The 24,316-nt window shown below is 60.8% G+C and carries 24 protein-coding genes and 1 tRNA gene; 11 read left to right on the plus strand and 14 right to left on the minus strand.

The window, feature by feature from the left end; genetic code table 11:
• Positions 1 to 69 precede the first annotated feature (69 nt).
• From OEG81_RS11235 to OEG81_RS11250, 4 genes are read right to left on the minus strand one after another with little or no spacing between them, the layout of a single operon-like run.
• Positions 70 to 774 carry an ABC transporter ATP-binding protein gene (locus tag OEG81_RS11235; RefSeq protein ID WP_264129329.1) on the minus strand — a complete coding sequence of 235 codons (705 nt, stop codon included), beginning with the start codon at positions 772 to 774 and terminating at the stop codon, positions 70 to 72.
• Positions 761 to 2,596: a branched-chain amino acid ABC transporter ATP-binding protein/permease gene (locus OEG81_RS11240; RefSeq protein WP_264129332.1), complete on the minus strand. Its 1,836-nt coding sequence runs from the start codon at positions 2,594 to 2,596 to the stop codon at positions 761 to 763. The genes OEG81_RS11235 and OEG81_RS11240 overlap by 14 nt, the downstream gene beginning before the upstream one ends.
• Positions 2,593 to 3,459, minus strand: a complete 867-nt coding sequence (locus OEG81_RS11245; RefSeq protein WP_264129333.1) for a branched-chain amino acid ABC transporter permease — start codon at positions 3,457 to 3,459, stop codon at positions 2,593 to 2,595. The genes OEG81_RS11240 and OEG81_RS11245 overlap by 4 nt, the downstream gene beginning before the upstream one ends.
• A 57-nt stretch (positions 3,460 to 3,516) precedes the next feature.
• The gene (locus tag OEG81_RS11250) at positions 3,517 to 4,869 is read right to left on the minus strand and encodes a substrate-binding protein (RefSeq protein WP_264129334.1); all 1,353 of its coding nucleotides are present in this window, start codon (positions 4,867 to 4,869) and stop codon (positions 3,517 to 3,519) included.
• Between the two features lie 372 nt (positions 4,870 to 5,241).
• On the opposite strand from OEG81_RS11250, the gene OEG81_RS11255 reads away from it, so the two are divergent.
• The 5 genes from OEG81_RS11255 (at position 5,242) to OEG81_RS11275 (ending at position 8,747) form a co-directional block, all read left to right on the plus strand.
• Positions 5,242 to 5,439 carry a hypothetical protein gene (locus OEG81_RS11255; RefSeq protein ID WP_264129335.1) on the plus strand — a complete coding sequence of 66 codons (198 nt, stop codon included), beginning with the start codon at positions 5,242 to 5,244 and terminating at the stop codon, positions 5,437 to 5,439.
• Between the two features lie 155 nt (positions 5,440 to 5,594).
• Positions 5,595 to 6,086 (plus strand): hypothetical protein, encoded by a 492-nt coding sequence (locus tag OEG81_RS11260; RefSeq protein WP_264129336.1) that lies wholly within the window; start codon positions 5,595 to 5,597, stop codon positions 6,084 to 6,086.
• 16 nt (positions 6,087 to 6,102) lie between these two features.
• Positions 6,103 to 6,465 carry a hypothetical protein gene (locus OEG81_RS11265; RefSeq protein WP_264129337.1) on the plus strand — a complete coding sequence of 121 codons (363 nt, stop codon included), beginning with the start codon at positions 6,103 to 6,105 and terminating at the stop codon, positions 6,463 to 6,465.
• Positions 6,466 to 6,510: 45 nt separating this feature from the next.
• Positions 6,511 to 6,852: a hypothetical protein gene (locus OEG81_RS11270; RefSeq protein WP_264129338.1), complete on the plus strand. Its 342-nt coding sequence runs from the start codon at positions 6,511 to 6,513 to the stop codon at positions 6,850 to 6,852.
• Positions 6,853 to 6,881: 29 nt separating this feature from the next.
• Positions 6,882 to 8,747: a monovalent cation:proton antiporter-2 (CPA2) family protein gene (locus OEG81_RS11275; protein ID WP_264129339.1), complete on the plus strand. Its 1,866-nt coding sequence runs from the start codon at positions 6,882 to 6,884 to the stop codon at positions 8,745 to 8,747.
• On the opposite strand, the gene OEG81_RS11280 is transcribed toward OEG81_RS11275, so the two are convergent.
• From OEG81_RS11280 to OEG81_RS11290, 3 genes are all read right to left on the minus strand, one after another.
• The gene (locus tag OEG81_RS11280) at positions 8,744 to 11,590 is read right to left on the minus strand and encodes an adenosylcobalamin-dependent ribonucleoside-diphosphate reductase (RefSeq protein WP_264129340.1); all 2,847 of its coding nucleotides are present in this window, start codon (positions 11,588 to 11,590) and stop codon (positions 8,744 to 8,746) included. The genes OEG81_RS11275 and OEG81_RS11280 overlap by 4 nt on opposite strands.
• A 197-nt stretch (positions 11,591 to 11,787) precedes the next feature.
• Positions 11,788 to 12,504, minus strand: a complete 717-nt coding sequence (locus OEG81_RS11285) for an SDR family oxidoreductase (RefSeq protein ID WP_264129341.1) — start codon at positions 12,502 to 12,504, stop codon at positions 11,788 to 11,790.
• A 142-nt stretch (positions 12,505 to 12,646) separates the two neighbouring features.
• Positions 12,647 to 13,288, minus strand: coding sequence for a TetR/AcrR family transcriptional regulator (locus OEG81_RS11290; protein WP_264129343.1), 642 nt, complete (start codon positions 13,286 to 13,288; stop codon positions 12,647 to 12,649).
• 448 nt (positions 13,289 to 13,736) lie between these two features.
• On the opposite strand from OEG81_RS11290, the gene OEG81_RS11295 reads away from it, so the two are divergent.
• Complete coding sequence (locus OEG81_RS11295; protein ID WP_264129344.1) at positions 13,737 to 13,928, plus strand: hypothetical protein; 192 nt, start codon at positions 13,737 to 13,739, stop codon at positions 13,926 to 13,928.
• 67 nt (positions 13,929 to 13,995) lie between these two features.
• On the opposite strand, the gene OEG81_RS11300 is transcribed toward OEG81_RS11295, so the two are convergent.
• Positions 13,996 to 14,892 carry a manganese catalase family protein gene (locus tag OEG81_RS11300; protein ID WP_264129345.1) on the minus strand — a complete coding sequence of 299 codons (897 nt, stop codon included), beginning with the start codon at positions 14,890 to 14,892 and terminating at the stop codon, positions 13,996 to 13,998.
• Between the two features lie 261 nt (positions 14,893 to 15,153).
• On the opposite strand from OEG81_RS11300, the gene OEG81_RS11305 reads away from it, so the two are divergent.
• Positions 15,154 to 15,537: a hypothetical protein gene (locus OEG81_RS11305; RefSeq protein WP_264129346.1), complete on the plus strand. Its 384-nt coding sequence runs from the start codon at positions 15,154 to 15,156 to the stop codon at positions 15,535 to 15,537.
• Positions 15,538 to 15,899: 362 nt separating this feature from the next.
• On the opposite strand, the gene OEG81_RS11310 is transcribed toward OEG81_RS11305, so the two are convergent.
• Positions 15,900 to 16,208, minus strand: a complete 309-nt coding sequence (locus OEG81_RS11310) for a hypothetical protein (RefSeq protein WP_264129347.1) — start codon at positions 16,206 to 16,208, stop codon at positions 15,900 to 15,902.
• A gap of 280 nt (positions 16,209 to 16,488) precedes the next feature.
• Between OEG81_RS11310 and OEG81_RS11315 the strand changes: the two genes are divergently transcribed.
• The gene (locus OEG81_RS11315; RefSeq protein WP_264129349.1) at positions 16,489 to 16,668 is read left to right on the plus strand and encodes a hypothetical protein; all 180 of its coding nucleotides are present in this window, start codon (positions 16,489 to 16,491) and stop codon (positions 16,666 to 16,668) included.
• Positions 16,669 to 16,769: 101 nt separating this feature from the next.
• Here OEG81_RS11315 and OEG81_RS11320 read toward each other — a convergent pair.
• A tRNA-Lys gene (locus OEG81_RS11320) sits at positions 16,770 to 16,845 on the minus strand.
• A gap of 151 nt (positions 16,846 to 16,996) precedes the next feature.
• Positions 16,997 to 18,373 (minus strand): adenylosuccinate lyase, encoded by a 1,377-nt coding sequence (gene purB / locus OEG81_RS11325; protein WP_264129350.1) that lies wholly within the window; start codon positions 18,371 to 18,373, stop codon positions 16,997 to 16,999.
• 272 nt (positions 18,374 to 18,645) lie between these two features.
• On the opposite strand from purB, the gene OEG81_RS11330 reads away from it, so the two are divergent.
• The gene (locus tag OEG81_RS11330) at positions 18,646 to 19,260 is read left to right on the plus strand and encodes a glutathione S-transferase N-terminal domain-containing protein (RefSeq protein WP_264129351.1); all 615 of its coding nucleotides are present in this window, start codon (positions 18,646 to 18,648) and stop codon (positions 19,258 to 19,260) included.
• A 65-nt stretch (positions 19,261 to 19,325) separates the two neighbouring features.
• On the opposite strand, the gene leuD is transcribed toward OEG81_RS11330, so the two are convergent.
• Complete coding sequence (gene leuD / locus OEG81_RS11335; RefSeq protein ID WP_264129352.1) at positions 19,326 to 19,970, minus strand: 3-isopropylmalate dehydratase small subunit; 645 nt, start codon at positions 19,968 to 19,970, stop codon at positions 19,326 to 19,328.
• Entirely contained in the window at positions 19,967 to 21,388 is a 1,422-nt protein-coding gene (leuC, locus tag OEG81_RS11340) for a 3-isopropylmalate dehydratase large subunit (protein ID WP_264129353.1), read from the minus strand. Before leuC ends, leuD begins: the two co-directional genes overlap by 4 nt.
• Positions 21,389 to 21,513: 125 nt before the next feature.
• Here leuC and OEG81_RS11345 point away from each other — a divergent pair, with 125 nt between their 5' ends.
• Positions 21,514 to 22,437, plus strand: a complete 924-nt coding sequence (locus tag OEG81_RS11345; RefSeq protein WP_264129354.1) for a LysR family transcriptional regulator — start codon at positions 21,514 to 21,516, stop codon at positions 22,435 to 22,437.
• A 47-nt stretch (positions 22,438 to 22,484) separates the two neighbouring features.
• Here the strand turns inward: OEG81_RS11345 and OEG81_RS11350 are convergent, their stop codons facing one another.
• On the minus strand, positions 22,485 to 23,285 hold the full coding sequence (locus OEG81_RS11350; protein ID WP_264129355.1) for an IclR family transcriptional regulator: 801 nt from the start codon (positions 23,283 to 23,285) through the stop codon (positions 22,485 to 22,487).
• A 112-nt stretch (positions 23,286 to 23,397) separates the two neighbouring features.
• Here OEG81_RS11350 and OEG81_RS11355 point away from each other — a divergent pair, with 112 nt between their 5' ends.
• Positions 23,398 to 24,315 carry a polysaccharide deacetylase family protein gene (locus OEG81_RS11355; RefSeq protein WP_264129357.1) on the plus strand — a complete coding sequence of 306 codons (918 nt, stop codon included), beginning with the start codon at positions 23,398 to 23,400 and terminating at the stop codon, positions 24,313 to 24,315.
• Position 24,316 lies beyond the last annotated feature (1 nt).

Below are 24,316 nucleotides of genomic sequence, written 5' to 3' on the forward strand. Positions count from 1 at the left end.
GGGCGGCCCGGCGGCAAAAAGAAAAAGGGCGGCCGGAGCCGCCCCTTCACTGTCGCTGCGGGATCCGGCCTAGACCTTGACCCCCAGATACTTCTGGATAACGGAATTGTCTTCATGCAGCTGGGCCGGCGTGCCCTCGAAAACCATATGGCCGTTGTTCAGCAGATAGCAACGATCGGCCAGCGACAAGGCCGCATGGACGTTCTGCTCGACGATGACGATGGTGTTTCCGCTTTCGGCCAGATTGCGGCACACCTCGATCAGGTCCCGCACGATGAGCGGAGCCAGGCCTTCGAAAGGCTCGTCGAGCATGATGACATTGGCGTTGCGTATCATCGCCCGGGCAATGGCCAGCATCTGCTGCTCCCCGCCCGACAATTGCTTGCCGCGATTGCGCTTGCGTTCGGCCAGGCGCGGGAAGGTTTCGTAGATTTCGTCCAGCGTCCGCGATTTCTCGGCGGTCATGGCGGCCAGTTGCAGATTCTCCTGCACCGTTATCTGCCCGAAGATGCGCCGCTCTTCCGGCACCAACTGGATTCCCCGCCTGGCGAGCTCGTACGGCGGAAGATGCTGAACCTCGGTCCCGCTGTGGCGGATGATGCCGCTTTTCGGCTGCACCATGCCCATCAGGGACTTCAGCGTGGTGCTCTTGCCGGCGCCGTTACGGCCCAGCAAGGCCACCACTTCGTTTTCTTCCACGCGCATAGACACGTCGAACAGGATATGGGAATCCCCGTAGTAGCTATTGATGTTTTCGACCTCAAGCAGACTCATGCTCGTCCATCCCTCCGAGATATGCTGCCTGGACTGCCGGATTCACCCGAATTTCGTCGGGAGTGCCTTCCGCCAGTTTGCGGCCTTCATAAAGTACAGTGATCCGCTCCGCCAGCTCGAACATGGCATCCATGTCGTGCTCGACGATGACCATGCTGCGGCCCTTGCGTATCGATTTAAGCAGTGCCACCACGTGCACGCGTTCCTCTGGTCCCAGGCCGGCCAACGGTTCGTCGAACAGCAGCACATTGGCGCCGGTGGCCAGGGCCAATCCGATTTCCAGGCGGCGCTTCTCGCCGTATGAAAGCTCGGACACCAGCGTATCGGCCTGATGCGTCAATGCAACCAGCTCGATGGCCGCGTTGACCTGCTCATCCAGCAATTTGGAATGATGCAGGCCGCGCAGCATGTCGATGCGGAACTTGCCGCGGCTGCGCGCCAGTACCGGAATCATCGCGTTCTGCCGGACGGTGAGCCCTTCGAACAGCTGGTTGATCTGGTAGCTCTTGCTCATGCCCAGCTGGCAAACCGCCGTGACGCCGATACCGGTGATCTCCTGGCCGCGGAAGAATACCTGCCCCTTCGTGGTGGCCAGCTCGCCGGCCAGCATGGCGAAGAAGGTGGACTTGCCGGCGCCGTTGGGCCCGATGACGCCTCGCATCTCGCCTTCGGACAGCGAGAAGGTCACATCGCTGACAGCGGTCAGGCCGCCATACTGCTTGGTGATGCCGCGCGCCTCCAGCACCGGAGCGCCGGGGCGGCCGCCGGAGATGGGTGGCACGATATCCAGCTGCGCCATGGCCTCGACATTGGCCTCGGGGTCGACGACCTTGGTGGTCTTGCTGCGGCGCTTCATGTAGTCGAGCACGCCGCCTGCGACACCGTGGCGGAACACCGTGACCAGCACCACGAACACAATGCCCAGTATCAGCTTCCAGTATGCGCCGACGCTGGACAATTGCTGCAGCCCTTCATACAGGTACAGCCAGATCGTCGCGCCGAACAGCGGGCCCAGCAAGGTGCCGGCGCCGCCCATGACGGTCTGTATGACCAACTGGGCCGAGGTATCCAGCGAGAACGCGTCTGGCGGCATGTACGACTGGAACACGCCCAGCAGGCCGCCGGCCAGACCGCCATAGGCCGCCGCGATCACGAACACCGTCAGCTTGTAGCCCTGGATGGCATGGCCCAGCGCCATCGCGCGCTTGGGATTGCCGCGTATGGCCTTGAGCACGGCGCCGAACGGCGAGCGCACGATGCGTCGGGCGATCAGGTAGCCAAGGAAGAAGAAGATGGCCACGAACCAGTACATCGGCCAGCCGCTGGAGATATTGATGGTGACAAAGCCCAGCGCTATTTCCGGAGGGGGCACGCCGGCGATTCCGTTTTCTCCGCCTGTGTACTCCTTGAACAGGGAGTTTTCCAGGAAGTAGAACATCTCGCCGAAGGCCAGAGTGCTCATGGCGAAATAGATGCCCGTTCGCCGCAAGGTCAGGTAGCCGATGGCCAGGCCGGCCAATGCGGCGACGATGACGCCCACCAGCAACGCGCCCAGCATATGGGGAACGATGCCGGAGGTCAGCAGATATGCCGCCACGAAACCGCCGGTGCCGTAGAACGCTGACTGCCCGAAGGACAGCAGGCCGGTATAACCGAACAGCAGGTCGAAGCCCAGGCCGAACAGGCCCCAGATCAGGATACGGGTCAGCAGGTCGGCGCTCATGCCCAGGTGGGGCAGAACGAAAGGCGCGGCCAGCAGACAGATGCCGACGATGATCTCGCCCGTTTGCCGGCGCGCGAATGATTGATTATGCGTGCTCATTCGCGGCCCTCCTGTCCCATCAGGCCTTGTGGCCGGAAGATCAGGACCAGAGCCATGACCACAAACAGCATGACATGAGAATATGCAGGATTGAACATAGAGGTAAGGCTGAGAATTTCACCCGCGATGATGCCGCCGATGATGGCGCCCGGGAAGGAGCCCACGCCGCCGATCACGACCACGACAAAGGAGTCGACCAGTATCCGGTGGCCCATGTCGGGCGACAGGGTGACAATGGGGGAATCGATGACGCCGGCATAACCCGCCGCCATGGCTCCAATGCCGAATACCAGCAGGAAGGTTCTTTTGACGTTGATGCCCAATACATTGACCATCTGCGCGTCTTCGATCCCGGCCCGAACGATCAGGCCCAGGCTCGTGCGGTAAAGGACGTAATACAGCACCGCCAGGGTACCGGCCGCGATGGCCAGCGCTTGCAGGCGATACAGCGGATAGATCAGTGAACCGATATGGGCCACGCCCTGGCCCCACTCAGGGGTCGGAACCGACAGGCTGATCCCGCCGTAGATGGACCGTACGAGCTCCACCAGGATAATGCCTATCCCGAACGTGACCAGGATCTGGTCCTCGGGCGGCCGGCCGTAATACATGCGCATCAGGCCGCGCTCGATGATAAGCCCCACAAACAGCGCAACCAGGGCGCCCGCAATAATGGCAATGACGAACGAGTCCGTCATGCCATACGCGGTAAAGCCGGCATAGGACCCGACAACAAACAGGGCCCCATGCGCAAAGTTAACAACGCCGAGCGTGCCGTAGATAATGGTCAAGCCTGTACTGATGAGTGCCAGCAACAGGCCTGTAGCAAGCCCGTTGAATAGCTGCGATAAGAACAACGACATGCTCGGCATTCAAGCTCCTCCTTTCAAGTTATATGCCCGTCAACACGTTCGATGTACTTAGACGTAAGCACCCAGCTTGCAGCCGAGCACGCCCAGTTCAGGCAATGCGGCCTTGCCGTCGACGACCTCGACGATGTCGAAATAGTCGTCGGGGTTCTTCATGTCGGACGGTTTCTTGCCGCGCACGATGGGGAAGTTGATCACGCCCTGGTGATCGCCTGCCCGGAACGTGACGTCGCCCACCGGACCTTGACGGACTTCGCCGGCTTCATAGGCCTTGATGACATCGGGCGGGTAGAAGGAACCGGCGCGTTCGCATGCATCGGCCCACAAGGCGGTTTGCAGGTAGGCAATGTAGGCCGAATCGCGCGGCTTGGCCTTGAACTTCTTCTCGAAGGCCGCAACGAAATCCTTGGCGATGGGATACTTGTCTTCCAGGGTCCACCAGAAGCCGGTCGCACCATGCACGCCTTCCATGATCTCGGCGCCGATTTCCTTTTCCAGGAAGGCCGACATGTAAGGCACCACGATCTTCATTTTGTCGAGCAGGCCGAACTGCTTGGCTTGCTTGATGGAGTTTGCTGCATCGGCGCCGTAAGCGATGACGACCAGGGTGTCGGCGCCGCTGTTGGCGATGTTGATCAGGAAGGAACTGTAGTCCTTGGCGCCCAGGGGGTGAACCTGTTCGCCCACGGTCTTCCAGCCTTCCTTCTCGGTGAACTCGACCATGGAGTCGTAGGTGGTATGGCCGTAGGTATAGTCGGGCACCAGATAGATGGCCTTGCGGTCCTTGCCCAGCGCCTTGGCCAGCACCGGCGCGATGGCCTTGCAAGCCGGATAGGCGAAGTAGCAAAGGCGGAATCCATAACGCTGGCAGTCGACGCCGGTGGTTTCATTGGAACCGCTGATGGCGGGCAGATAGATGGTGCGTTCGCGATCGCAGACCTTTTGCAATGCAATCGCCACGGCACTGCTGGTGCTGCCCGAAATCATCATTGCCTTGTTGTCGTGGATGAAGCGGCTGGCTGCCTGCACGGCCGTATTGGGCTTGGTTTCCGCGTCGGCCACGCCGAACTTCACGGTTTTGCCCAGCACGCCCTTCTTGGTCAGCGGCGAAATCTTCTTCATTTCAGCCGCGCCGGCGTTCAGTTGCTCTACCGCCAGTTCGTACCCTTTCTGCTGGTCGGCGCCTTGCGCCGAATACGGGCCGGTGATGTCCAGCGTCAGGCCGATAAAGACCGAATCGCCTTCGACGCCCTTCGGGTAATTGCCCACGGGCTTCTTTTCATCGGCCGCCATGGCTGCTCCGGGAAGCAGCATGCTTCCCGCCGCGCCCGCGACGCCCATCTTGAGCATGGACCGACGGTCGATGCCTGCTGCGCCAGTCTTGCCTGATTTGTTGTCATCCATCCTGAATCTCCTTTGTGAATTACAAAAAAATGCTGATGTGCCTCGTGCCGGTCTGCGTCGGCTTGGAAGCGTCAAAACGACTAAACGACCTCATGCCCCCCCGAAAAACCTATCGTCTGACGATATCAATGAACGATATATCCATGCGACAGGCATAAACGGACACTATTCCGATAGAATCAAAAAGAACTTTTTGCTTCAGTGGTGCAAAAAACGATATGGCTTTGTCTCATACCGCCGACGTGGAACCGGCAGCTTGAATAATTAGAATTTCCGGCGCGAAAACATTTTGCTTTCGCGCTCAGTATTAGAAATACAATTTGAAACTTACGTAAAACTTACATAACAGCTTTGCGCGTCCGCATAAACTCAATGAAAATCTGGTTCATCCTGCTCAGCCTGCTGGCCATGGCTGCCACATGGTTCTGGGGAAACTACCGTCATCCGCAAGCGCGCGCCTCGTTCGGTCAGCGCATGAAACTCCTGTCCCGCAGCCTGATCGCGGGGGTCATCGTGTATTTCGCATTGATGTCGGCCGCCCTGCTCTTTCTGATGGTCAAAACCGGCTAGCGGGGGTTCGCATCCTTTTGTGTCCGCATGGGCGAAACCACTTGCGCGACGGGCTAAAATGAAATGTAATAGTCCTTACAATGCAAGCACTTAATGCATGATTTGTAACGAGTGCTGCTACCTTGTCCGTCCCGTTTTCTGCTCAGGATCCCACCATGGCTGTTTCTCCTGCTTGCTGGGCGGTTGGCGTAATGCTGATGGCCACAAGCCTGCTGGCTTCCGCGACTTCACCCGCCACCTGGCCCGTCAGTCCTTCGCGGCTGAACCTTGCAACGCCTTACGGCACGCTGCAGGTCGCCACCAGCGAATACGTGTACGAATCGCAATTGCGCATCGACGGCATCGACGTCTATCCAGTCATACGCGGCATCCTGAACATCACTTATGCGTTCAAGATGCCCAAGGCGCAGGTCGCCCTGGTGTCCATCAACAACGGCAACAATCTGTGCCCCATCGCCTACCGCTGGGTGGTGCTGCAAAAGTCGGGCTACACGGTCTCGCCCGAGTTCGGGTCCTGCAACGACCAGATCAAGGTGTCGGCCAAGGGGCGTGTCCTGACCCTGCAAACACCCAACACGCAAAAGCCGGATAAAATCGACGTATACATCTACGACGGTAAAACGCTCAAACAACGCACCACGCCTTAATTCCGAAGACACGAATTTGACTACGCCCAGTAACGAATCTTGGGGTTTCCTGCACCCCGAATGCCACGGCCATAACGCATTGCTTTTTTTCAGTTGGGATCTGGCCAAGACGATCGAACAGCAATTCAAGCTGCATGCCGAATCCTCGCTCGCCGTACAACTGCACGAAGCGCAAAAGGCCGTCGACCGGCTGTTGAACCAGTACGTGCAGATACAGGCCAACCCGGGCGCCTTTGAAGGCCAGAGCATCAAGCTGCGGCTCGAGCGCGACGACAACAGCCCCGATACGCCAGTGCTTGCGCTGCAAACGTCCCCGCGCCTCGAAGAGCTCATCCTTGAAGTGCAGGCGCAGGAAAAAGCCTCCCGCACGATCAACTAGGCTTTGCGGGCCCCAACCAATTCGCCCCTCTTGTTCGAGGCTGACATGACAACACGCCCCTGGGGTTACGAACGCGCCGACTGCCGCGGAGACTTTGCGCTTAGCCTGTTCCTGGACGACATCGAGCACCTGGTCGATCACTATTCGGCCCGGACCGAAGAGCAATTGGAAGCGCGCATTTTCCGGGCGCAGGCCGCGGCAAACAAGCTTTTGCAAGCCTACGAAAAAAATGCGCGCAACACCGATGCATTCACCCGCCAGTTCATCGAGATCAAGTGCGTCACCGATGAACACGACACGCAACAGTTCGTGCCCATTTTTTCCAGCGGCCTGAAAGCGCAATTGCTCAGGCTGCTGCACCGTACGAACCAGACCTCGCGGCACTGACCGGAACCCGCCGCCACGGAATTGCCGATATGGAAAGCACAGGCTTATTGTGGTTGGCCTTCGTCTACCTGACGGCCGGCGTGATTTCGGTTCCCATCGCCCAACGGCTGGGACTTGGGTCGGTGCTGGCCTATCTTATCGCCGGCCTGCTGATCGGCCCCTTCGTCTTCCATCTCGTCGGCGACCAGACCGATATCATGCACTTCGCGGAATTCGGCGTGGTCATCATGCTGTTCCTGATCGGACTGGAGGTGCGTCCCGCCGTGCTCTGGAGCATGCGCGGCGTTTTTTTCGGCCTGGGAGGCGCTCAGGTGGCCGCCACCAGCGCAGCGCTCGCCGCGGCCGGCATGGCAGCCGGGCTGGACTGGCGTCCGGCCCTGGCCCTGGGCCTTTGCCTGTCGCTCTCGTCCACGGCGATCGTGCTGCAGACCTTTCAGGAAAAAGGACTGCAGCACACAGCGGCGGGCACCGCCGCCTTTGGCATTCTTCTGTTTCAGGATGTCGCCACGATCCCCATGTTCGCCGCGCTGCCTCTATTGGCCATGGGAGGCACGGGCCAGACAATGCCGGAGCACGGCATGCTGAACGCCTATCCCGCCTGGATCCAGGCGCTCGCGGTTCTTGCGGCGGTGCTGCTGGTCATCGCCGCCGGCCGGTACCTGACTCGCCCCGCCTTCCGCTTCATCGCCCAGACCCGGTCGCGTGAAATATTCACCGCCTCGGCGCTGCTGCTGGTCATCGCCGTTGCCCTGCTGATGGAGGCGGTAGGCCTGTCGCCGGCCCTGGGCGCCTTCCTGGCCGGCGTGGTCCTGGCGGACAGCGAGTTCCGGCGTGAACTGGAGGGCGACATAGAGCCGTTCCGGGGCCTGCTGCTGGGCCTGTTCTTCATTTCCATTGGCGCCAGCATCGATCTCCAGCTGGTCGGCTCCAGGCCTTTGCAATTGGGGCTGTTCGTGACCGGCCTCATGATCATCAAGGCTTTGGCCATCTACCTCGTCGCGCGCCTGTTCGGCATGCGGGGCCGGGCCGCCACGCTGACCGCGGTCGCATTGGCCCAGGGCGGCGAATTCGCGTTCGTGCTGCTGGGCATCGCCTCGGCTTCCGGGCTCATCGCCGCGGATATCTCGTCGCTGGCGGTGGCCGCCGTGGCGCTCTCCATGGCCCTGACGCCGATAACCCTCATAGCCTACAAGCGCTGGTGTTCGCTGGGCCTTTCCTCCGCGACCGGGCAGCCCGAGAACGGCGCCTTCGATGAACGCCCCGATGTCGTCGTTGCCGGATTCGGGCGTTTCGGCCAGATCGCCGCGCGCCTGTTGATCGTCAATGGCTTCAAGACATCGACGCTGGACTCCAGCGCCGAACAGGTCGAGCTGGTGCGCCGATTCGGACGCAGGGTGTATTACGGCGACGCTACCCGGCTGGACCTTCTGCGGGCCTCGGGCGCCGCCGAGGCCAGGCTGCTGATCGTCGCCATCGACGACCGGGACCAGGCCGAAAAACTCGTCGAGCTCGCCGCCCGCCACTTTCCCAACTTGACGATACTGGCCCGCGCCTATGACAGGCGGCATGCCTATCGCCTGCTGGACAAGGGCGCCCACGCCGTGGAAAGGGAAACCTTCGAAGCGGGGCTGACCCTGGGCGCCCGGGCACTGGAAGCGCTGGGCATGCACAAGGCCCAGGCAACGCGCGCCGCCCGCCTGTTCCGCCACCACGATGAACGAATGTTCACGGCACTGGCGGATGTCTGGGGCGATGAAGAGCGTTTCGTCATTGCCAGCAGGGAAACCAGCGACCGCATGAATGAACTGCTGGCCGCCGACATACAGTCGATGCTGAACGAGCCGGATGCCGGCGCGGATGCGGCGGCATCCGGCCGGCCGGACAGCCCGGCTTAGCCGCAGGCCCCTATCGCGCCGCACACGGTGCAGAACTCGCAGCCGTCCTTCTTGATGACGGCATGGTTGCCGCATTCGGAGCAGCGCCTGCCCACCATGGCGGGAGCCGTGGCCGGCCTGTGCTGAGGCTCGTCGGCCACCACGCCCATGGCGTTCACCGGCATGCCTTCTTCAGTCAGGATGCCCAGCATGGCATAGCGATGTATGACCAACTGCGCCACATAGGCGACGGTCGAGGGATAGTTGGCTTGCTTCTCACTGCCCGGGACACGCGCCAGGAAATCGCCGCGCGGCTCGGCATAATTCAGCAGCTTGCGCAGCTTCATGCCTATCCAGGCGGGGTCCACCACCCGCATGTCCAGGCTCAGCAGCTTGCACAAGCCATCGAGGGCGCGCGGATGCGCGCCCGTCAGCCACATGCTGTAGGGGCGGCGGCTGCCATCGGGCATCTGCAGTTCCTTCAGCATCAGCACGAAATCATCGTCAGTGGATGGATTTCGCACATCGGCCACCCAGGCCAGCGTGCCATCCGTGCCGGTTTTGGGTTCGTGCGGCGCGAACAAGGCATTCAGCACGGGCGAAGGATCGCCCTCGCGGGCGCTCAGTGCGCCCAGGTCGTTGTAGCGCCATTCGACCAGCCTGGCGAGCGCCGCCGTCGCGCTGGGCACCTGAACCTGTTTGCCGTCAGGCGGCATGGGCATCCGGAATCCGTCTCCGTAGGCGTGGGCCAGCACCGACAGCTTCTTGCGCAGCCACCCGCGATCGTTGGCGCGCATATCGGTCGACAATGTTTTTGCAATGGCGTCCAGTCCGCGGGGCGGCTGCCCGCCCAGCACCCAGACTTCGAATGGGACGCTGTCGTGGTCCGCCACCGCTACGGCGAATTCGCCCTGGGGAGTGTGTATGGTTTCACTGACCCACCCCGCCGCGCCGGCCGGAAGCGCGGGGCGCGAAGGCCAGCGCAATGAGGCCAAGGGCGGGGACATCGCCACCTCGGTCAGCACCAGCCGCTTGTCCTGTTCCGACAAGGTAATGGGCGCAGGCGCGCTGGCCGCATCCACCGGCACGGACAGCACCGCGCCCAGTATGGCGTTCGGACGGTAGGTGGTTATGCCTTTAAGGCCACGATGCCAAGCCTGCAAATACAGGTCCTTGAAATCATCGTAGGGATAGTCGGCTGGAACATTGACGGTTTTTGAAATCGCCGCATCGACATGGGGCGCCACGGCGGCCACCATCAGCATGTGATCGATGGCCGAAATATCCAGCGCCGACACAAAGGCATCGGGCAGATTGCCGGTATCTCCGCCCATGGCCCGATAGGCCCGATAGGCATGGTCCTCGACCGTATAGTCTTTCTTGCTGCCGTCGGGCATGCGCTTGCTGCGTGTGTAGAACCAGGAAAAGGCGGGCTCTATGCCGTTGGACGCATTATCGGCGAAGGCCAGCGAGATCGTGCCGGTGGGCGCAATGGAGGTCAGGTGCGAGTTGCGTATGCCGTGCTCACGGATGGCTTCTTGCAGCGCTTCAGGCAATCGCGAAGCAAAACCGCCTTGCAGATACCGTTCGGCATCGAACAGCGGAAAAGCGCCCCGCTCCCGGGCCAGTTCGACCGATGCCTCGTAAGCCGCGACGCACATTTCCCGCGCCACGTCGGCCGCCAACCGGCGGCCCTGTTCGGAGTCGTAGCGCAGGCCCATCATGATCAGCGCGTCGCCCAAGCCGGTAAAGCCCAGGCCCAGACGCCGCTTGGCATCGGCCTCGCGCTGCTGCTCCTCCAGAGGCCATTTGGTGGCGATCAGCACGTTGTCCAGCATGCGCACGGCCAGGCGGGTGGCCTTCTTCATTTTCGCGAAATCGAATCCCGCCCTGTCGCTGAAGGGCGAGGTGATATACGCGGTCAGGTTCAGGCTGCCCAGGCAGCAGCAGCCATAATCAGGCAAAGGCTGCTCGCCGCAAGGATTGGTGGCCTCGATGACTTCGCAGTAGGCCAGGTTGTTCTCGGCATTTATGCGGTCCAGATAAAGCACGCCGGGCTCGGCGGCCGCATAAGTGCTTTGCATGATCAGGTCCCAGACCTCGCGCGCCTGCACTTTTTTGTATACCCATAAGCCGTCCTCGCGCAGATAGGCGCCCTGGCCCTTCAGCTCGGCGGCGGGTTCGGCGGCATGCGTCAACTCAAAGAGGCCGCCCGACTCGACCGCTCTCATGAACTCGTCGGTGACTCCGACGGAAACGTTGAAATTGTTCAGTTGGCCTCGTTCCTGCTTGGCCGTGATGAATTCCATGACGTCGGGATGAGTCACATTCAAAACCGCCATCTGCGCGCCGCGCCGCGCCCCCGCCGATTCCACCGTCTCGCATGAACGATCGAACACCCGCATGTAGGAAATGGGCCCCGACGCGCTGCTGCCCGTCCCCTTGACCCGGGCGCCCTTGGGGCGAATGGCGGAAAAGTTGTACCCCACTCCGCCCCCGCGCCGCATGGTTTCCGCGGCCTGGGCCAGGGCCGTATAGATACCCGGCTTGCCGCCGATGTCTTCGGTAATGGAGTCGCCCACGGGCTGGACGAAGCAATTGATCAGCGTGCTTTGCAATTCGGTGCCCGCGGCGCTGTTTACCCGGCCGGCGGGAATGAAGCCATGCTGCATGGCCCACAGGAATTCGTCTGCGTATTTCTTGCGTTGCTTGGGTTCTTCCACTTGCGCCAGCGCGGCGGCCACCCGCGCCCTGACCTCGGTGATGCCGGCCTCGTTCCCTTTGGCGTATTTCTCGAGAAGGACTTCGGTGGAGATGGCTTGCGGCTCCGCCAAGGCGATGGCGGTGCTTTCCATGTGTTGCATGATAGATTCCTTGATGCCCCGCGCGGCGCCATGAACTGGGCGCCGGCTGCGGAAATTACGGTGTTGCATCACCAAGATATCATATCGGGCCTCGCCCACCTTTGATCTCCATTAAGAAGACATGGCGGCTTACATCCTCGATAAATCGTACTGCAAGCGCGTCAGGCCCGCCAGACCCGCTCACCGCTCGCAAGGAGCTAGGCGGCCGCCCTATGAGGATGGCTCAGATAGATGGCCGGCTCGGCCGAAAGACCGCGCTTCACCTGCCGCGTGCTATCGTCGGCCAACACCTCCTGAGCCCCGGCGGCTAAACCGTCCAGCGCCTGGCTGACGACGGCCGCCGGCGGTATTTTGGGAACATCCAGCCCGCGCGTCAGGTCGGTATCCACAAAAGACATGTGCAGGCCCAGCACCTGGGTGCCCTGCTCGTGCAGCTCATGGCGCAGGCCGTTGGTCAACGCCCAGGCCGCCGACTTGGAAGAGCCATACGGGGCAAGGCTGGGCAAGTTCGTCCAACTGGCGACGGACAACACATTCAGGATCGCACCGCCGCCATTGCGCGCAAGGATGGGGGCGAAGGCCCTGCTCATCGCCAGCATGCCAAAAAAATTTGTGTCCATATGGCGACGGGTCGACTCCACGCTGTCTTCCGCCAGGAAACCACCCAGATGGGCGATGCCGGCATTGTTGATGAGCAGGCTTACATCGCCGCAAAGCCCGGCGGCGGCCTTTACTTGCGCATCATCGGTCACGTCCAGGCGCAAGGGCACGACACCCTCGAGCGTAACCGTGGATGGATCCCGCGCGGCGGCATAGACCTTTCGGGCGCCGCGCGCCAGCGCCTCCTTGGCAAAGGCCAGGCCCAAGCCACGATTGGCCCCTGTGATCAGTACGACGGAATTGCTGAGATCCATGATGTTCTCTCCTTGAATAAATGATGCTGGATGAGCTGTTGATAAATAAAATCAAAACCTCTTAATATGACGATCATCATATTTTTGGCCGGCATTGAGCGCTAGGAAAATCCTTGATGCAACCATGGGGCGGCGTCTGATGTCAGGCCGGGTTGGGGATCGGGCTTGGACCGCCCAGCCCCGAATCGTCCTTGGCTGGATGGCCCGGATCGTCGTACCGCGCCAGCAGCGCGGCACGGCTGCTGGCCAGCAGAGTCTTGCTTTCCGGCCCGCCACCCAGGGCACGGGCCAGCGAAAGCGTCCCTACCAGGGTGCTGGCAATCACCGCGGCCTGGTCGGGATCTACATGCTCGGGCAATACCTGCCGGACCACGCTGAACATGATGTGCACGCGCTCACGCGAAGCGGCCTGAACCTCCGGCACCTGCCGGGGCATGTCGGATGCGAGAGCCGCAACGGGACAGCCGTTTTCCAGCCCTTCCAGATGCCGCTCGGACAGATAGCTTTCGACGAGGGCCCGAAACGGACTGGCGCCTTGCTTGCGCAGTTCCTCGGTCCGCTCGGCATATATCTGCAGGACCTGCCGGCCGGCGTATTGCACCGCCTCGGCCAACATGGCGTCGCGCGACGGAAAATGCGCATAAAAGCCGCCGTGGGTCAGGCCGGCTTCTTTCATGATGTCGGCCACGCCCACTCCGCCATAGCCGCCGCGGCGTATGGCTCGGGCGGCCACTTCAACGATGCGTTTATGGGTCGCCTCTTTACGGCTGAGTTTTGTGTCCATGGCATCAATGCCCTAATATGATGACAATCATATTATTATCCGGACGACGGGCGGTCAAGAAATTTATTTGCTGCGGGAACGATACTTGCTACCAAAGGTCTCAAAACCAAAAGTATTTTAACGGAGAGCGGTATGAACCCCAGCGGCATTTCATTCCTTCTTTGCGCTCTTGGAGCACTCTTTATCGGCATATCCGCCTGCCTGCAATGGTGCGAACGACGATTGAACCATATGACGGATAACACCCGGCAACGGCGTCCAGCCGCCGCAGCGTCTGCATGGCGCTCATTCCGGTTTCGAGAAAGCGGCGAGGCGCCGGCCTCGGCAATGGCGCAGCCGGGCGGCGAGTAGGCACATGTCCCTAAACCGAAGAGCGGACGCCGATCCCCGGTTCAGGGCATGGAAGTTGCTGCTGCCGCAGCATCTGAATTCATCAAGTGGAGCATATATGACGCAAGCCAAGATCGAACCCGGTGAAACCGATATTTCACTGGCGGGCAGGCAGAAGCCGCGCGATGACATTCAAGACAAGGCCCGGAAAGATTTACACCCGGGCTCCGATTCAAGGCAATCGGGCAAGAAAAAAAGCGGCCAGCCCAAGGCTGGACCGCTGGATCGCGGCATAGACCTGGGCAATTGACGGCCGTCTTTCAATGCCCGGCGGGCCGGATCATGGGATCCGGCCTTTCCTTTTCATGGTACTGATGTCAAGCCAGGTCGTCATCATCGTCGAAGTCACTGCTTCCGAGCTCGGCTCCCGTCACCGGATCGGCCATCGGGTCCGACGCTGTCCGCACAGCCATGGCCTTCACCACTTGCGCCTCTTTGTCGCTCAGATTTACCGACGCCGCTCCATCTCCGCCATCGACCGCGGACATTTCATCCCATTGATCGACTCGCCTGAAATTGGCCTCGTTGTTCCATGGCCCTTCCATCGCTCCCTCTCCCTGGGATAAATTGAAATACGTATCGGCAAATTCGGGATCCGCGGGCAGCTTCCCGGGAGGGAAGTTCGGAGAGATCGAGTACAAGGCTTTTTCGAATGACTTCAGGTGGGCCGCTTCCCGTGTCATCAGGAAGATCAGCGCATCCTTCACACCGGGATCGTCAGTGACGTTTATAAGGCGTTCATAGACGATTTTCGCTCTTGCTTCCGCGGCGATGTTCGAGCGCAAGTCAGCGGTCGGTTCGCCGATGGTATCGATATAGCCCGCCGACCACAACTGACCGCCGGAGTTGGTCAAGGCGGGGCCACCGCCATAGAGCACCTGCGTGACATGGGAATCGTTGCCCGCGCCGTGCAACTTCTGGTAGAGCTCCGCCTCGGTATCGACCGCCTCGGCCAGCTCGCCCTTGGCTCCTTTATTGAGCATGGCCACCAAGTGCCCGATGATTTCCAGATGGCTCAGTTCCTCTGTGGCGATATCAATGAGCATGTCCTTGCGCCCGGGGTCATCCTCGCCGATATATTGGGTGAAATAGCGACAGGCGGCGGCAAGCTCGCCTTGCGGACCGCCGAATTGCTCCAGCAGCAAATTGGCCAGGCCCGGGTTGGTTTCCGCCACCCTGACGGTGTACTGCAAACGCTTGTTATGGGCAAACATATATGGTTCTCCTTTGAATAGCGCTCAGTCCGGGAGATCCAAAACAGAGCGTTCCGGCGCACAGCAAGGGCTATGCCTGTAAAGCTCTGGATCGATACCGGCCTGGCCGTCGCACCAGGCCCGCATGGGCCGGCGCTTCGTGGGAACGTCGCTTGCTTTACCGGGACACAAGCTGCTCTTGAAGGCTGTCTCGGTCGAGCGACCCAGGTGAGCTTGGGGGGACGCAGCGCAACCCTCAATCGTTTTGATAGGAGTATTTCCATGAATGGCAAAATGAATTTTTTCAAACCCTTGCTTGTCGGCGGATTCGCATTGGCGTCGGCTTTCGGCTCCGCCGCCTGGGCCAACGAAACGCATGCCGGCATGACCGCCGATCAAATCTCATCGCAATATGACAGCGCAATGAAGCATTGCGACTCCCTGAAAGGTAATGACAAGGACGTCTGCGAGGAGAAGGCCAAGGCACAGCGCGATTCCGCGAAAGCCGACGCCAAAGCCGGCAAGGCTTCCGCGGAAGCGCAGCATGACGCGACCGAGGAAGAACGCGACTCCGCTTACAACGTTGCCAAGGAAAAGTGCGACGCCATGTCGGGCGATGCAAAAGATCAATGCATCACGCAAGCCAAGACAAAATTCGGAAAGTAAGCGCCTGGATGGCCATGCGGCTTGAATTGACGGCCCACTTTGCTGACAGGAGGAAATATGACCAAGCATATGCCAGATACCGATCCGCTGAAACGCGAACCACCCGGAGCGGTCAGCAGAGTCCCGGATAAGGACGTAGACCGCAGCGGTCCGCCAGCCGGCAAACCAGACGAGCAAGGCGGCGCGGCAACAGGCGGCCGACCCGGAGACAAGCAGCCCAGGGGCGATGAGCCCTTGAATCGTTGACATTCCACACTTGATCCAGACCCGCTTCGGCGGGTCTTCTTTTGCCGCCCGCCCTATATGATGAGTTCGGATGAGGCCCGACGCTTTGTCGCTGTAGAAGCGGACACGGCGGTGCTTTACGCCAAACTGGCCGCGTCGGGCTCGGGCTCCAAACCCCGCCGGTCGTCGCTTCCGCTCTTGACGGCAAGCCGCCCCTCTTCGACGGTGATCCGGATCGGACCGGGCGTAGGGCGATCGGCCAGTTCGCAGAGCAATTCGGCCAGTTCCGTTCGATCATGATCAAGGACACACAGCTCCAGAACGATGCGCCTTGGCCCACCCCGAAGATATAGCTTGCACCCGCCATGGTCCGGTAAATTATCGTAGGCAATGATGTGACGCTTCAGAGGCACTGGCAAGCTTCCGATCCATTTTCCGTAACTCATAACGACACACTTGCTCCTATTTGGCTGCAACGCAGGATACCGACCCGGCATTCATGGAATGCCCATTTGGCTTGGCCCGCTACGCAACGCGTTCATACCCCTGCGCTGGAAGGCGCAAATTAAACCGCCAGATTCCCGCATGACGGATTCCGGGTTCTGCTCATGGGAGCATAGGATACAAGCGCTTTTTCATATTGGCAAAATGGCGTCGCCGCAACACCATCCACCGTCAGGCATGCTTATTGCGGCCCGGTTCCGCCAAACTGACAGGAGTGCAAACATGACGGAACCCGAACTCGACAAAGAATCCCCCAGCCTGACGCCTCATGGAGATGTCATTAGAGTGCCCGGCGGCAAGCCGAAAGATGAAGAATCCATCGATAAGGCGAAGAAAGAGGAACGGCCCACGGACGACAAGCAGCATTACCGGTCTGAAGGCGACGAACCGAAGAACCGCTAAGGATTCCGGTCATAGACGAGATGAAGGAATGCCCTCACCTCGCGCCTCATAAAAGCAAAAGGCCAACCCCCGAAGAATTGGCCTAAATGCTTGATTTTTACTGGTGGGCTGTGACAGGCTCGAACTGTCGACCTACGGATTAAGAGTCCGCTGCTCTACCAACTGAGCTAACAGCCCATCGCTGCAAAGAAAAAGATTCTAACTCGAAAAAAGCCTTCGCGGCAAGAAAAAAATACAAAAATCGTAATGAACGGCGCAGTCCACCACGTTCAGAAATCAATGCCGCGTGACGCAGCGGGCTCGAACCAACCCGCTTGAACGCACATGCTTAAATCTTCCTGGCCAGTTCGGCCGCCAGGCCGACGTAGCTGCGTGGAGTCATGGCCAGCAGGCGGGCCTTGGGTTCGTCGGGCAGATCCAGGCCGCCGATGAACTCAGTCAGCCCTTCGCGGTTGATGCCTTTGCCGCGCGTCAGCGCCTTCAGTTGCTCGTAGGGCTGAGGCAGCCCGTAGCGGCGCATGACCGTCTGCACGGGCTCGGCCAGGACTTCCCAGCACTCGTCGATATCCCGATCGATGGCGGCGGCATTCAGTTCCAGTTTGTGCAGGCCGCGCAGGCAGGCATCGTAGGCGACAGCGCAGTAGCCGAAAGCCACGCCCAGGTTGCGCAATACGGTCGAGTCGGTCAGGTCGCGCTGCCAGCGCGATACGGGCAGCTTTTCCGACAAATGCCGCAGCACGGCATTGGCCAGTCCCAGGTTGCCCTCGGAGTTCTCGAAGTCGATGGGATTGACCTTGTGCGGCATCGTGGACGAACCGACCTCGCCTTCCTTCAGGCGCTGCTTGAAGTAGCCCAGGGCGATATAACCCCAGATGTCGCGATTCAGGTCCAGGATGATGGTATTGGCGCGCGCGACGGCATCGAACAACGCCGCCATCCAGTCATGCGGTTCGATCTGTATGGAGTACGGATTCTGCTCCAGTCCCAGGCTGCCCAGCACCCCCGCGCTGAAGGCCGGCCAGTCGATTTCCGGATACGCCGACATGTGGGCGTTGTAGTTGCCGGTGGCGCCGTTCATCTTGGCCAGGGGCTGCACCGCCTTGACGGCGGCGACGGCGCGATCGAGGCGGGCCGCGACGTTGGCGAATTCCTTGCCCAGCGTGGTGGGGCTGGCCGGCTGGCCATGCGTGCGGGACAGCATGGGCTGGTCGGCAAACTGGCGCGCCAGCGTCTTCAGGTGCTCGCACAGCTCGGTCAGGCGCGGCACGATGAACTCGGAACGCGCGCGCGTCAGCATCAATGCATGAGAAGTATTGTTGATGTCTTCGGACGTGCAGGCGAAATGAATGAACTCCGCCGCGGCGGCCAGCTGCGCATTGCCCGCCACGCGCTCCTTCAGCCAGTACTCGACCGCCTTGACGTCATGGTTGGTGGTCTTTTCGATTTCCTTGATCCGGGCGGCGTCGTCTTCCGAGAAATCGTCGACCAGCGCTTTCAGCAAGGCCTTCGATTCGGCGGAGAACGAAGGCAGCTCGGGCAGGCCGGCTTCGGACAGGCCCAGCAGCCAGGCCACCTCGACTTCGACGCGGTGGGCCATGAAAGCCGCTTCGGACAAGGTATGGCGCAGCGTCTGCCCTTTGGCGGCGTAGCGGCCGTCCAGGGGCGACAAGGCATTGAGATGGCTTAATTGCGGGGCTATTTGCATTGCAGTACAGGTAAAGAAAATCCAGCCCGAATTCTAGCATCCGTCACCCGTGCGACTTGGGTTCTGAATAAAAGCTGAATAACATCGATCCAACGCGGGGATTCCCCCTTACCCGACTTTCGCTGAAATGTCACACCCCGACAGTCGAATAAGCATATAAACGACACATTGCATAGGTATACCCTTAGGTAGCGGTTTTGTCCGCCCATTCGCGACGAATACGCAACGGTATCCTGCTATACTTTTTTTGCCTGTAACTTCCAAACTTTGCCATGAAACTTATTGGTTCGCTCACTAGTCCTTACGTTCGCAAAGTACGCGTCGTAATGGCAGAGAAAAAGCTCGATTACGAATTCGTACTCGAGAATGTGTGGGCCGAAAATACACAAATACAAGCCCACAACCCCCTGGGGAAGGTGCCCTGTCTACTTATGGACGATAACGGCAGTCTCTTCGATTCCCGGGTCATCGTCGAATACCTCGATACGCTTTCTCCGGTCGGCCGCCTCATTCCGCAACAAGGCCGTGACCGCGCCGCGACCAAGTGCTGGGAAGCCATCGCCGATGGCGTCCTCGACGCCGCGCTGGCCATCTACATCGAAACCCACCGGCGTCCGGCCGAGCTGCGCAGCCAGCAATGGATAGACCGCCAGTACGGAAAGATAAACGTGGCGCTCGACTCCATGGATAAAAGCCTGGACGACCAGCCTTTCTGCATGGGCGTCAATTTCAGCCTGGCCGACGTGGCCGTCGGCTGCGCATTGGGCTATCTGGACTTGCGTTTCTCGGAGCTCAATTGGCGATCCAAGTACGGAAACCTGCAGCGGCTCGAAGAGAAGCTGCAAACCCGGCCTTCCTTCATGGCGACAGTGCCGGTCCAAAGCTGATAGCAGTTCATCGCATAAAAGCCAGGCTTGCCGCAAGCCTGGCTTTTTTATTGAGCCGTGCCGGCTCAGCCCCGGTGCAAACGTTCACGGGTGCGGCCGGCCACATTCTTCAGCCAGGGATACAGATCCCCGTGCCGCGAGGCGAAGGCATCGATGGCGGGCCTGTGCTCCAGCGTGGCGCCTATCATGTCCAGGCCTTCAAGAAACATGTGGCGATGCCTGGGCGCCATGGTGAAGCGGGCTTCGCAACTGTGGCTGCGCACCGTCATGGCCTGTATGTCGATGGACATTTCGGATGTCGAAGGCCGATCGGCATCGGCCATGATGGCCTGCACTTCGGGCTCGGTCAGCGCCACAAGCAATAGCCGGTTGTTCATGGCATTGGCATGAAAGATCTCGGCAAAGCTGGATGCGATCACCGCCTGTATGCCGAATTGCTGCAAGCCCCAGACGGCGTGCTCGCGACTCGATCCACAGCCGAAATTCGAACCTGCCACCAGTATGCGGGTTTGCGCATACGCCGGCCGGTTCAGCACAAAGTCGTCGTGCTTGCGGCCCTTTTCATCAAAACGCATGTCGTAAAAAACACCGGCGTCCAGGCCGCTTTTGTCGATGCCGCGCAAAAACTGCTTGGGCATGATCTGATCGGTGTCCAGATTGGCCAGCGGCAAGGGGGCCGCCACCCCGCTGATGCGAAAATTGTCGCTCATGGGATTTCCTGGGTGGAAAGGTGCCGGACATCGGTAATGACACCTGTTACGGCCGCCGCCGCGGCCATGGCCGGACTCATCAAATGCGTAATGGCGCCGCGCCCCTGACGCCCCTCGAAATTCCGGTTGGTGGTCGATGCGCAACGCTGATCCGGCCCCAGCACATCGTCATTCATCGCCAGGCACATGGAACAGCCCGGCTGCCGCCATTCGAAGCCGGCCTGAATGAGTAAGTTGGCTATGCCTTCCTGTTCAGCCTGGGCTCGGACGGCGCCCGAACCGGGCACCACCATGGCCCTGACGCCTTTGGCAACCCGCTTGCCGCGGACGACCCGCGCCACGTCGCGAAGGTCTTCGATCCGGCCGTTGGTGCATGATCCTATGAAGACATGCTGTACCGGAACCCCCTGCACCGCCATCCCGCCGGACAGGCCTGTATAGCGCAGCGCCTGCAGGGCCGACGCCTTGTCCACGCCATCGGCCAGCTCGTCGGGCGACGGTATGGCGCCATCTATCGCTATGGCCTGGTCGGGGCTGGTGCCCCAGGTGACGTAGGGCGCCACGTCGGCCGCATCGAACCGATATTCGCAATCGAACGGCGCGTCGGCGTCGCTGGCCAGCGTGGCCCAGTGGGCGACCGCCTGTCGGCGCATATCGCCGCTTATATCGGGCGCCCTGGAAAGCACGTAGTCGATCGCGCGCTCGTCCGGCGCGATGAGCGCGCCACGAGCTCCCGCCTCCACCGTCATGTTGCACAAGGTAAAACGCGCTTCGATGGACAAGGCGTCGATGGCCGGGCCGCAGAACTCGACGGCATAGCCGCGCGCGCCCTGGGCCCCGATACGGCTGATGATCATCAAAATAAGGTCTTTGGCGGTGGTGCCCAGCGGCAAGACGCCATCCACCCGTATGCGCATGTCCTCCGCCGGACGATAGACCAGCGTCTGGGTTGCCAGCACATGTTCGACATCCGACGTTCCGATGCCGAAGCCCAGGGCGCCCAGGGCGCCGTAGGTGGTGGTATGGCTGTCTCCGCAGATGACGACCATGCCCGGCCGTATCATTCCGTGCTCCGGCGCCACGACATGTTCGATGCCCTGCAAGGCATCGTTCGTGTCGAACAACGGTATGCCATGGCGCTGGCAGTTGCGCTTCAGGTTGCTGGCCTGCAAGGCGGACGCCGGATCCGCGATGACGCGGGGCCGGACCGGATGCGTGGGGATGATGTGGCTGACCACGGCCACATTCTGTTCGGGCGCATACACGGCGCGCCCCTGTTCGTGCAGCCCCGCAAACGCCTGAGGGCTGGTGTATTCGTTCATCAAATGCAGATCGGCATAAAGCAGCACATTCTGGTCGTCCAGCCTGGCCACCGTATGCGCGTCCACGAGTTTCCGGTACAAGCTGCGCGCTGACATTGCATAACCTTGAAGATTCCTGCTACCCGGCAATGTTAATATGAGAGTCGAAGTTGATAATGTCGAAAACTCCACTACATTATTTACTCTAAAGACATAATCGCCTCCGCCTCAATCCTGTCCTCATGGATCCCATCTCCGATCTCGGCTTTTTCGTCTTGACGGCCAAGCATGCGACCCTGGCCCGCGCCGCCCAGGAGCTGGGGGTCACCGCGTCCACCGTCAGCAAAAGACTGGCCGCGCTGGAGCAGCGGCTGGGCGTGCGATTGATGAATCGCACGACCCGGCGCATCAGCCTGACCGCCGAAGGCGAGGCCTATCTAGCCGAAGGCTCCACATTGCTGGATGGGCTGAACGTACTGGAGCAGACCATCGCGGGCGGCCACGCCGTGCCGCGCGGACTGCTGCGGGTCCATGCGACACTGGGCTTCGGCAGGCGCCACATCGTTCCGGCGGTGTCCCGATTCATCCGGGAATTTCCCCAGGTCGAGGTTCAGTTGCACCTGAGCGATCGCCCCGCCAGCCTGGTCGAAGATGGATTCGACGTCGCCATCCGTTTTGGCGACATGCCCGACTCCCGACTGACCGCGCGCACCATCGCCCTGAACCGCCGGCTGCTGTGCGCCTCGCCGCGGTATCTTGAGAAAGCCGGCGAACCCGCCCGCCCTTCCGACCTGCCGTCGCACGACTGCATCGTCATCCGCGAAAGCGATGAAACCTACGGCACCTGGTATTTATCGTCGGGCTCGCGAACGGAAACCCTGAAAGTGCGCGGCCGGCTGAGTACCAACGACGGGGCGGCCGCACTGGAATGGGCGCTGGACGGACACGGAATACTGCTCAGGTCCGAATGGGAAGCCGCAGCCTACCTGCGCTCGGGCCGGCTGAAACAGGTATTGGCCGACTGGACCCTGCCGTCGGCCAACATCGTTGCCGTCTATCCCACACGTCAGAATCTGTCGGCCCGCACCCGCGCCTTCGTCGGGCAACTGGCCGACTGGTTTGCGGATCAGCGGCGGCTTGGCGCCAAGGTCGGAGACCACTGGTAGCCAGGTGCGGTCAATCTCCGGCCGGCCCGCTGGGCCGTCAATGCAGGCTAACGCCGGTACAGCAAGCCGGCCAGCAAATCCACCTCGGCGCGCAGCACAGGCAGCAGCTCCGCCTGGCGTTGCGGCGTCATGCGGCTGGTGGTGGCGGCCATGGTAAGGGCCGCCGCGGGAGATCCGAATTGCGTTATGACAGCCAGGCCCATGGCGGTGACGCCAGGCACGGCCATCTCGCCTATGCTGGCATAGCCCAGTTCCCGGCTGCGCGCCACCAGCCTGCGGATATCGGCCTCGTCGCAATTGCCGTACACGCCAAGCCGTGTAGCCACGGCCGCCAGAATCGTATCTATTTCGGACGAGGACAAGGCCAGCAACATGGCCAGTCCTCCCGCATTGACTCCCAAAGGCTGTCGGCTGCCTATGGTTACCACCGGAGTCTGGATGGAGTAATGCCCCAGCACGCGATCGATGCAGACGGCATCGTTGCCTCGGCGAATGAACAGGAAGGCGGTGTCGCCGCTCGTGTCGGCCAGCCTGCGCAAGGACGGCGCGCTCATTTCCAGCAGATTGAACTGCGGCGCGGCGGCAATACCCAGTTCGAATGCCAGCGGACCGAGCCGGTAGCGGCGAGTGGCGGCGTCACGCTCCACCATCTGCTCCGCCTGCAAGGCTTTGAGCATGCGGTGGGCAGTCGGCTGCTGCAAGCCGCAAAGCTGGGCCACTTCGACAAATCGCAGGCCGGCCTCCTGGTACTCCGCCAGGACCTTAAGCACATCGACCAGGCGGCGGATGGCCTGGGTACCTGGCACGGCTTCCCGGCGAGTCGATCCAGCCTCAGGAAAATTATCCATATTGTGGAATTATAAACAACAGCCGTTGACACTGCCAAAGCACGTATCTAGATTGGCGGTAAGGTTGAAAATTTCGAACTTCATATTACCGCACTTACATGTTATCCATATTATGAATACTAATCCTTCTGCAATACCCGCCGAACGACTGCCCTACTCGGCCATCATAGATCGCGCCCCGTTAAACAGGCCCGGCAATGCACGCATCATCGTGTGGCCTATCGTCAATGTGGAGCACTGGGACATTGCCCGTCCCATGGCCCGCCAGGTGTTGCCGGCTCCGACCGGCGTCACGCCCTTTCCCGATATCCCCAATTGGGCCTGGCATGAATATGGCATGCGTGTAGGGTTCTGGCGCATGAAGGCCTTGTTCGACAAACTGGGGGTCGTTCCCACGCTCTCCATCAATGGCATGGTTTGCTCCAGCTATCCGCGAGTCGCCCAGGCTGCGCATGACGCCGGCTGGGAATTCATGGGGCATGGCTATATCCAGATGCCGACGCACGCGGTCGACGACCAGGCCGCCATGATCGCCAAGACGGTCGACGCCATACGCAGCTTCACGGGCAATGCGCCCGTCGGCTGGCTTGGCCCCGGACTCACCGAAACCCTGGACAGCGTCGACCTGCTTCATGCAGCCGGCATACGGTACATCGGCGACTGGGTTCTGGACGACGAGCCATGCCGCCTGAAGACCGCCACCGGCCCTATGGTGGCCATGCCTTATTCCGTGGAACTGAACGACGTTCCCATGATGGCGGTCCAGCACCATCGCTCCGAAGAGTTCTACACACGCGTGCGGGACAGTTTTGATCGCCTGTACATGGAAGGCGAGGAACGCGTGCGGGTGATGGCGATTGCCGTCCATCCCTTCCTCAGCGGCGTTCCCCACCGCATCAAGCACCTGGAGAACGCGCTGACCTACATAGCAGGGCATGAAGGCGTCCGCTTCATGACCGGCCAACAGATACTGGAATGGTACGACAAGGTCAGCCCTGCCCAACCCGGCCCCGCAACCGCTCAACCCTAAG

Source organism: Pollutimonas sp. M17, from assembly GCF_025836975.1.
Taxonomy (GTDB): Bacteria; Pseudomonadota; Gammaproteobacteria; order Burkholderiales; family Burkholderiaceae_B.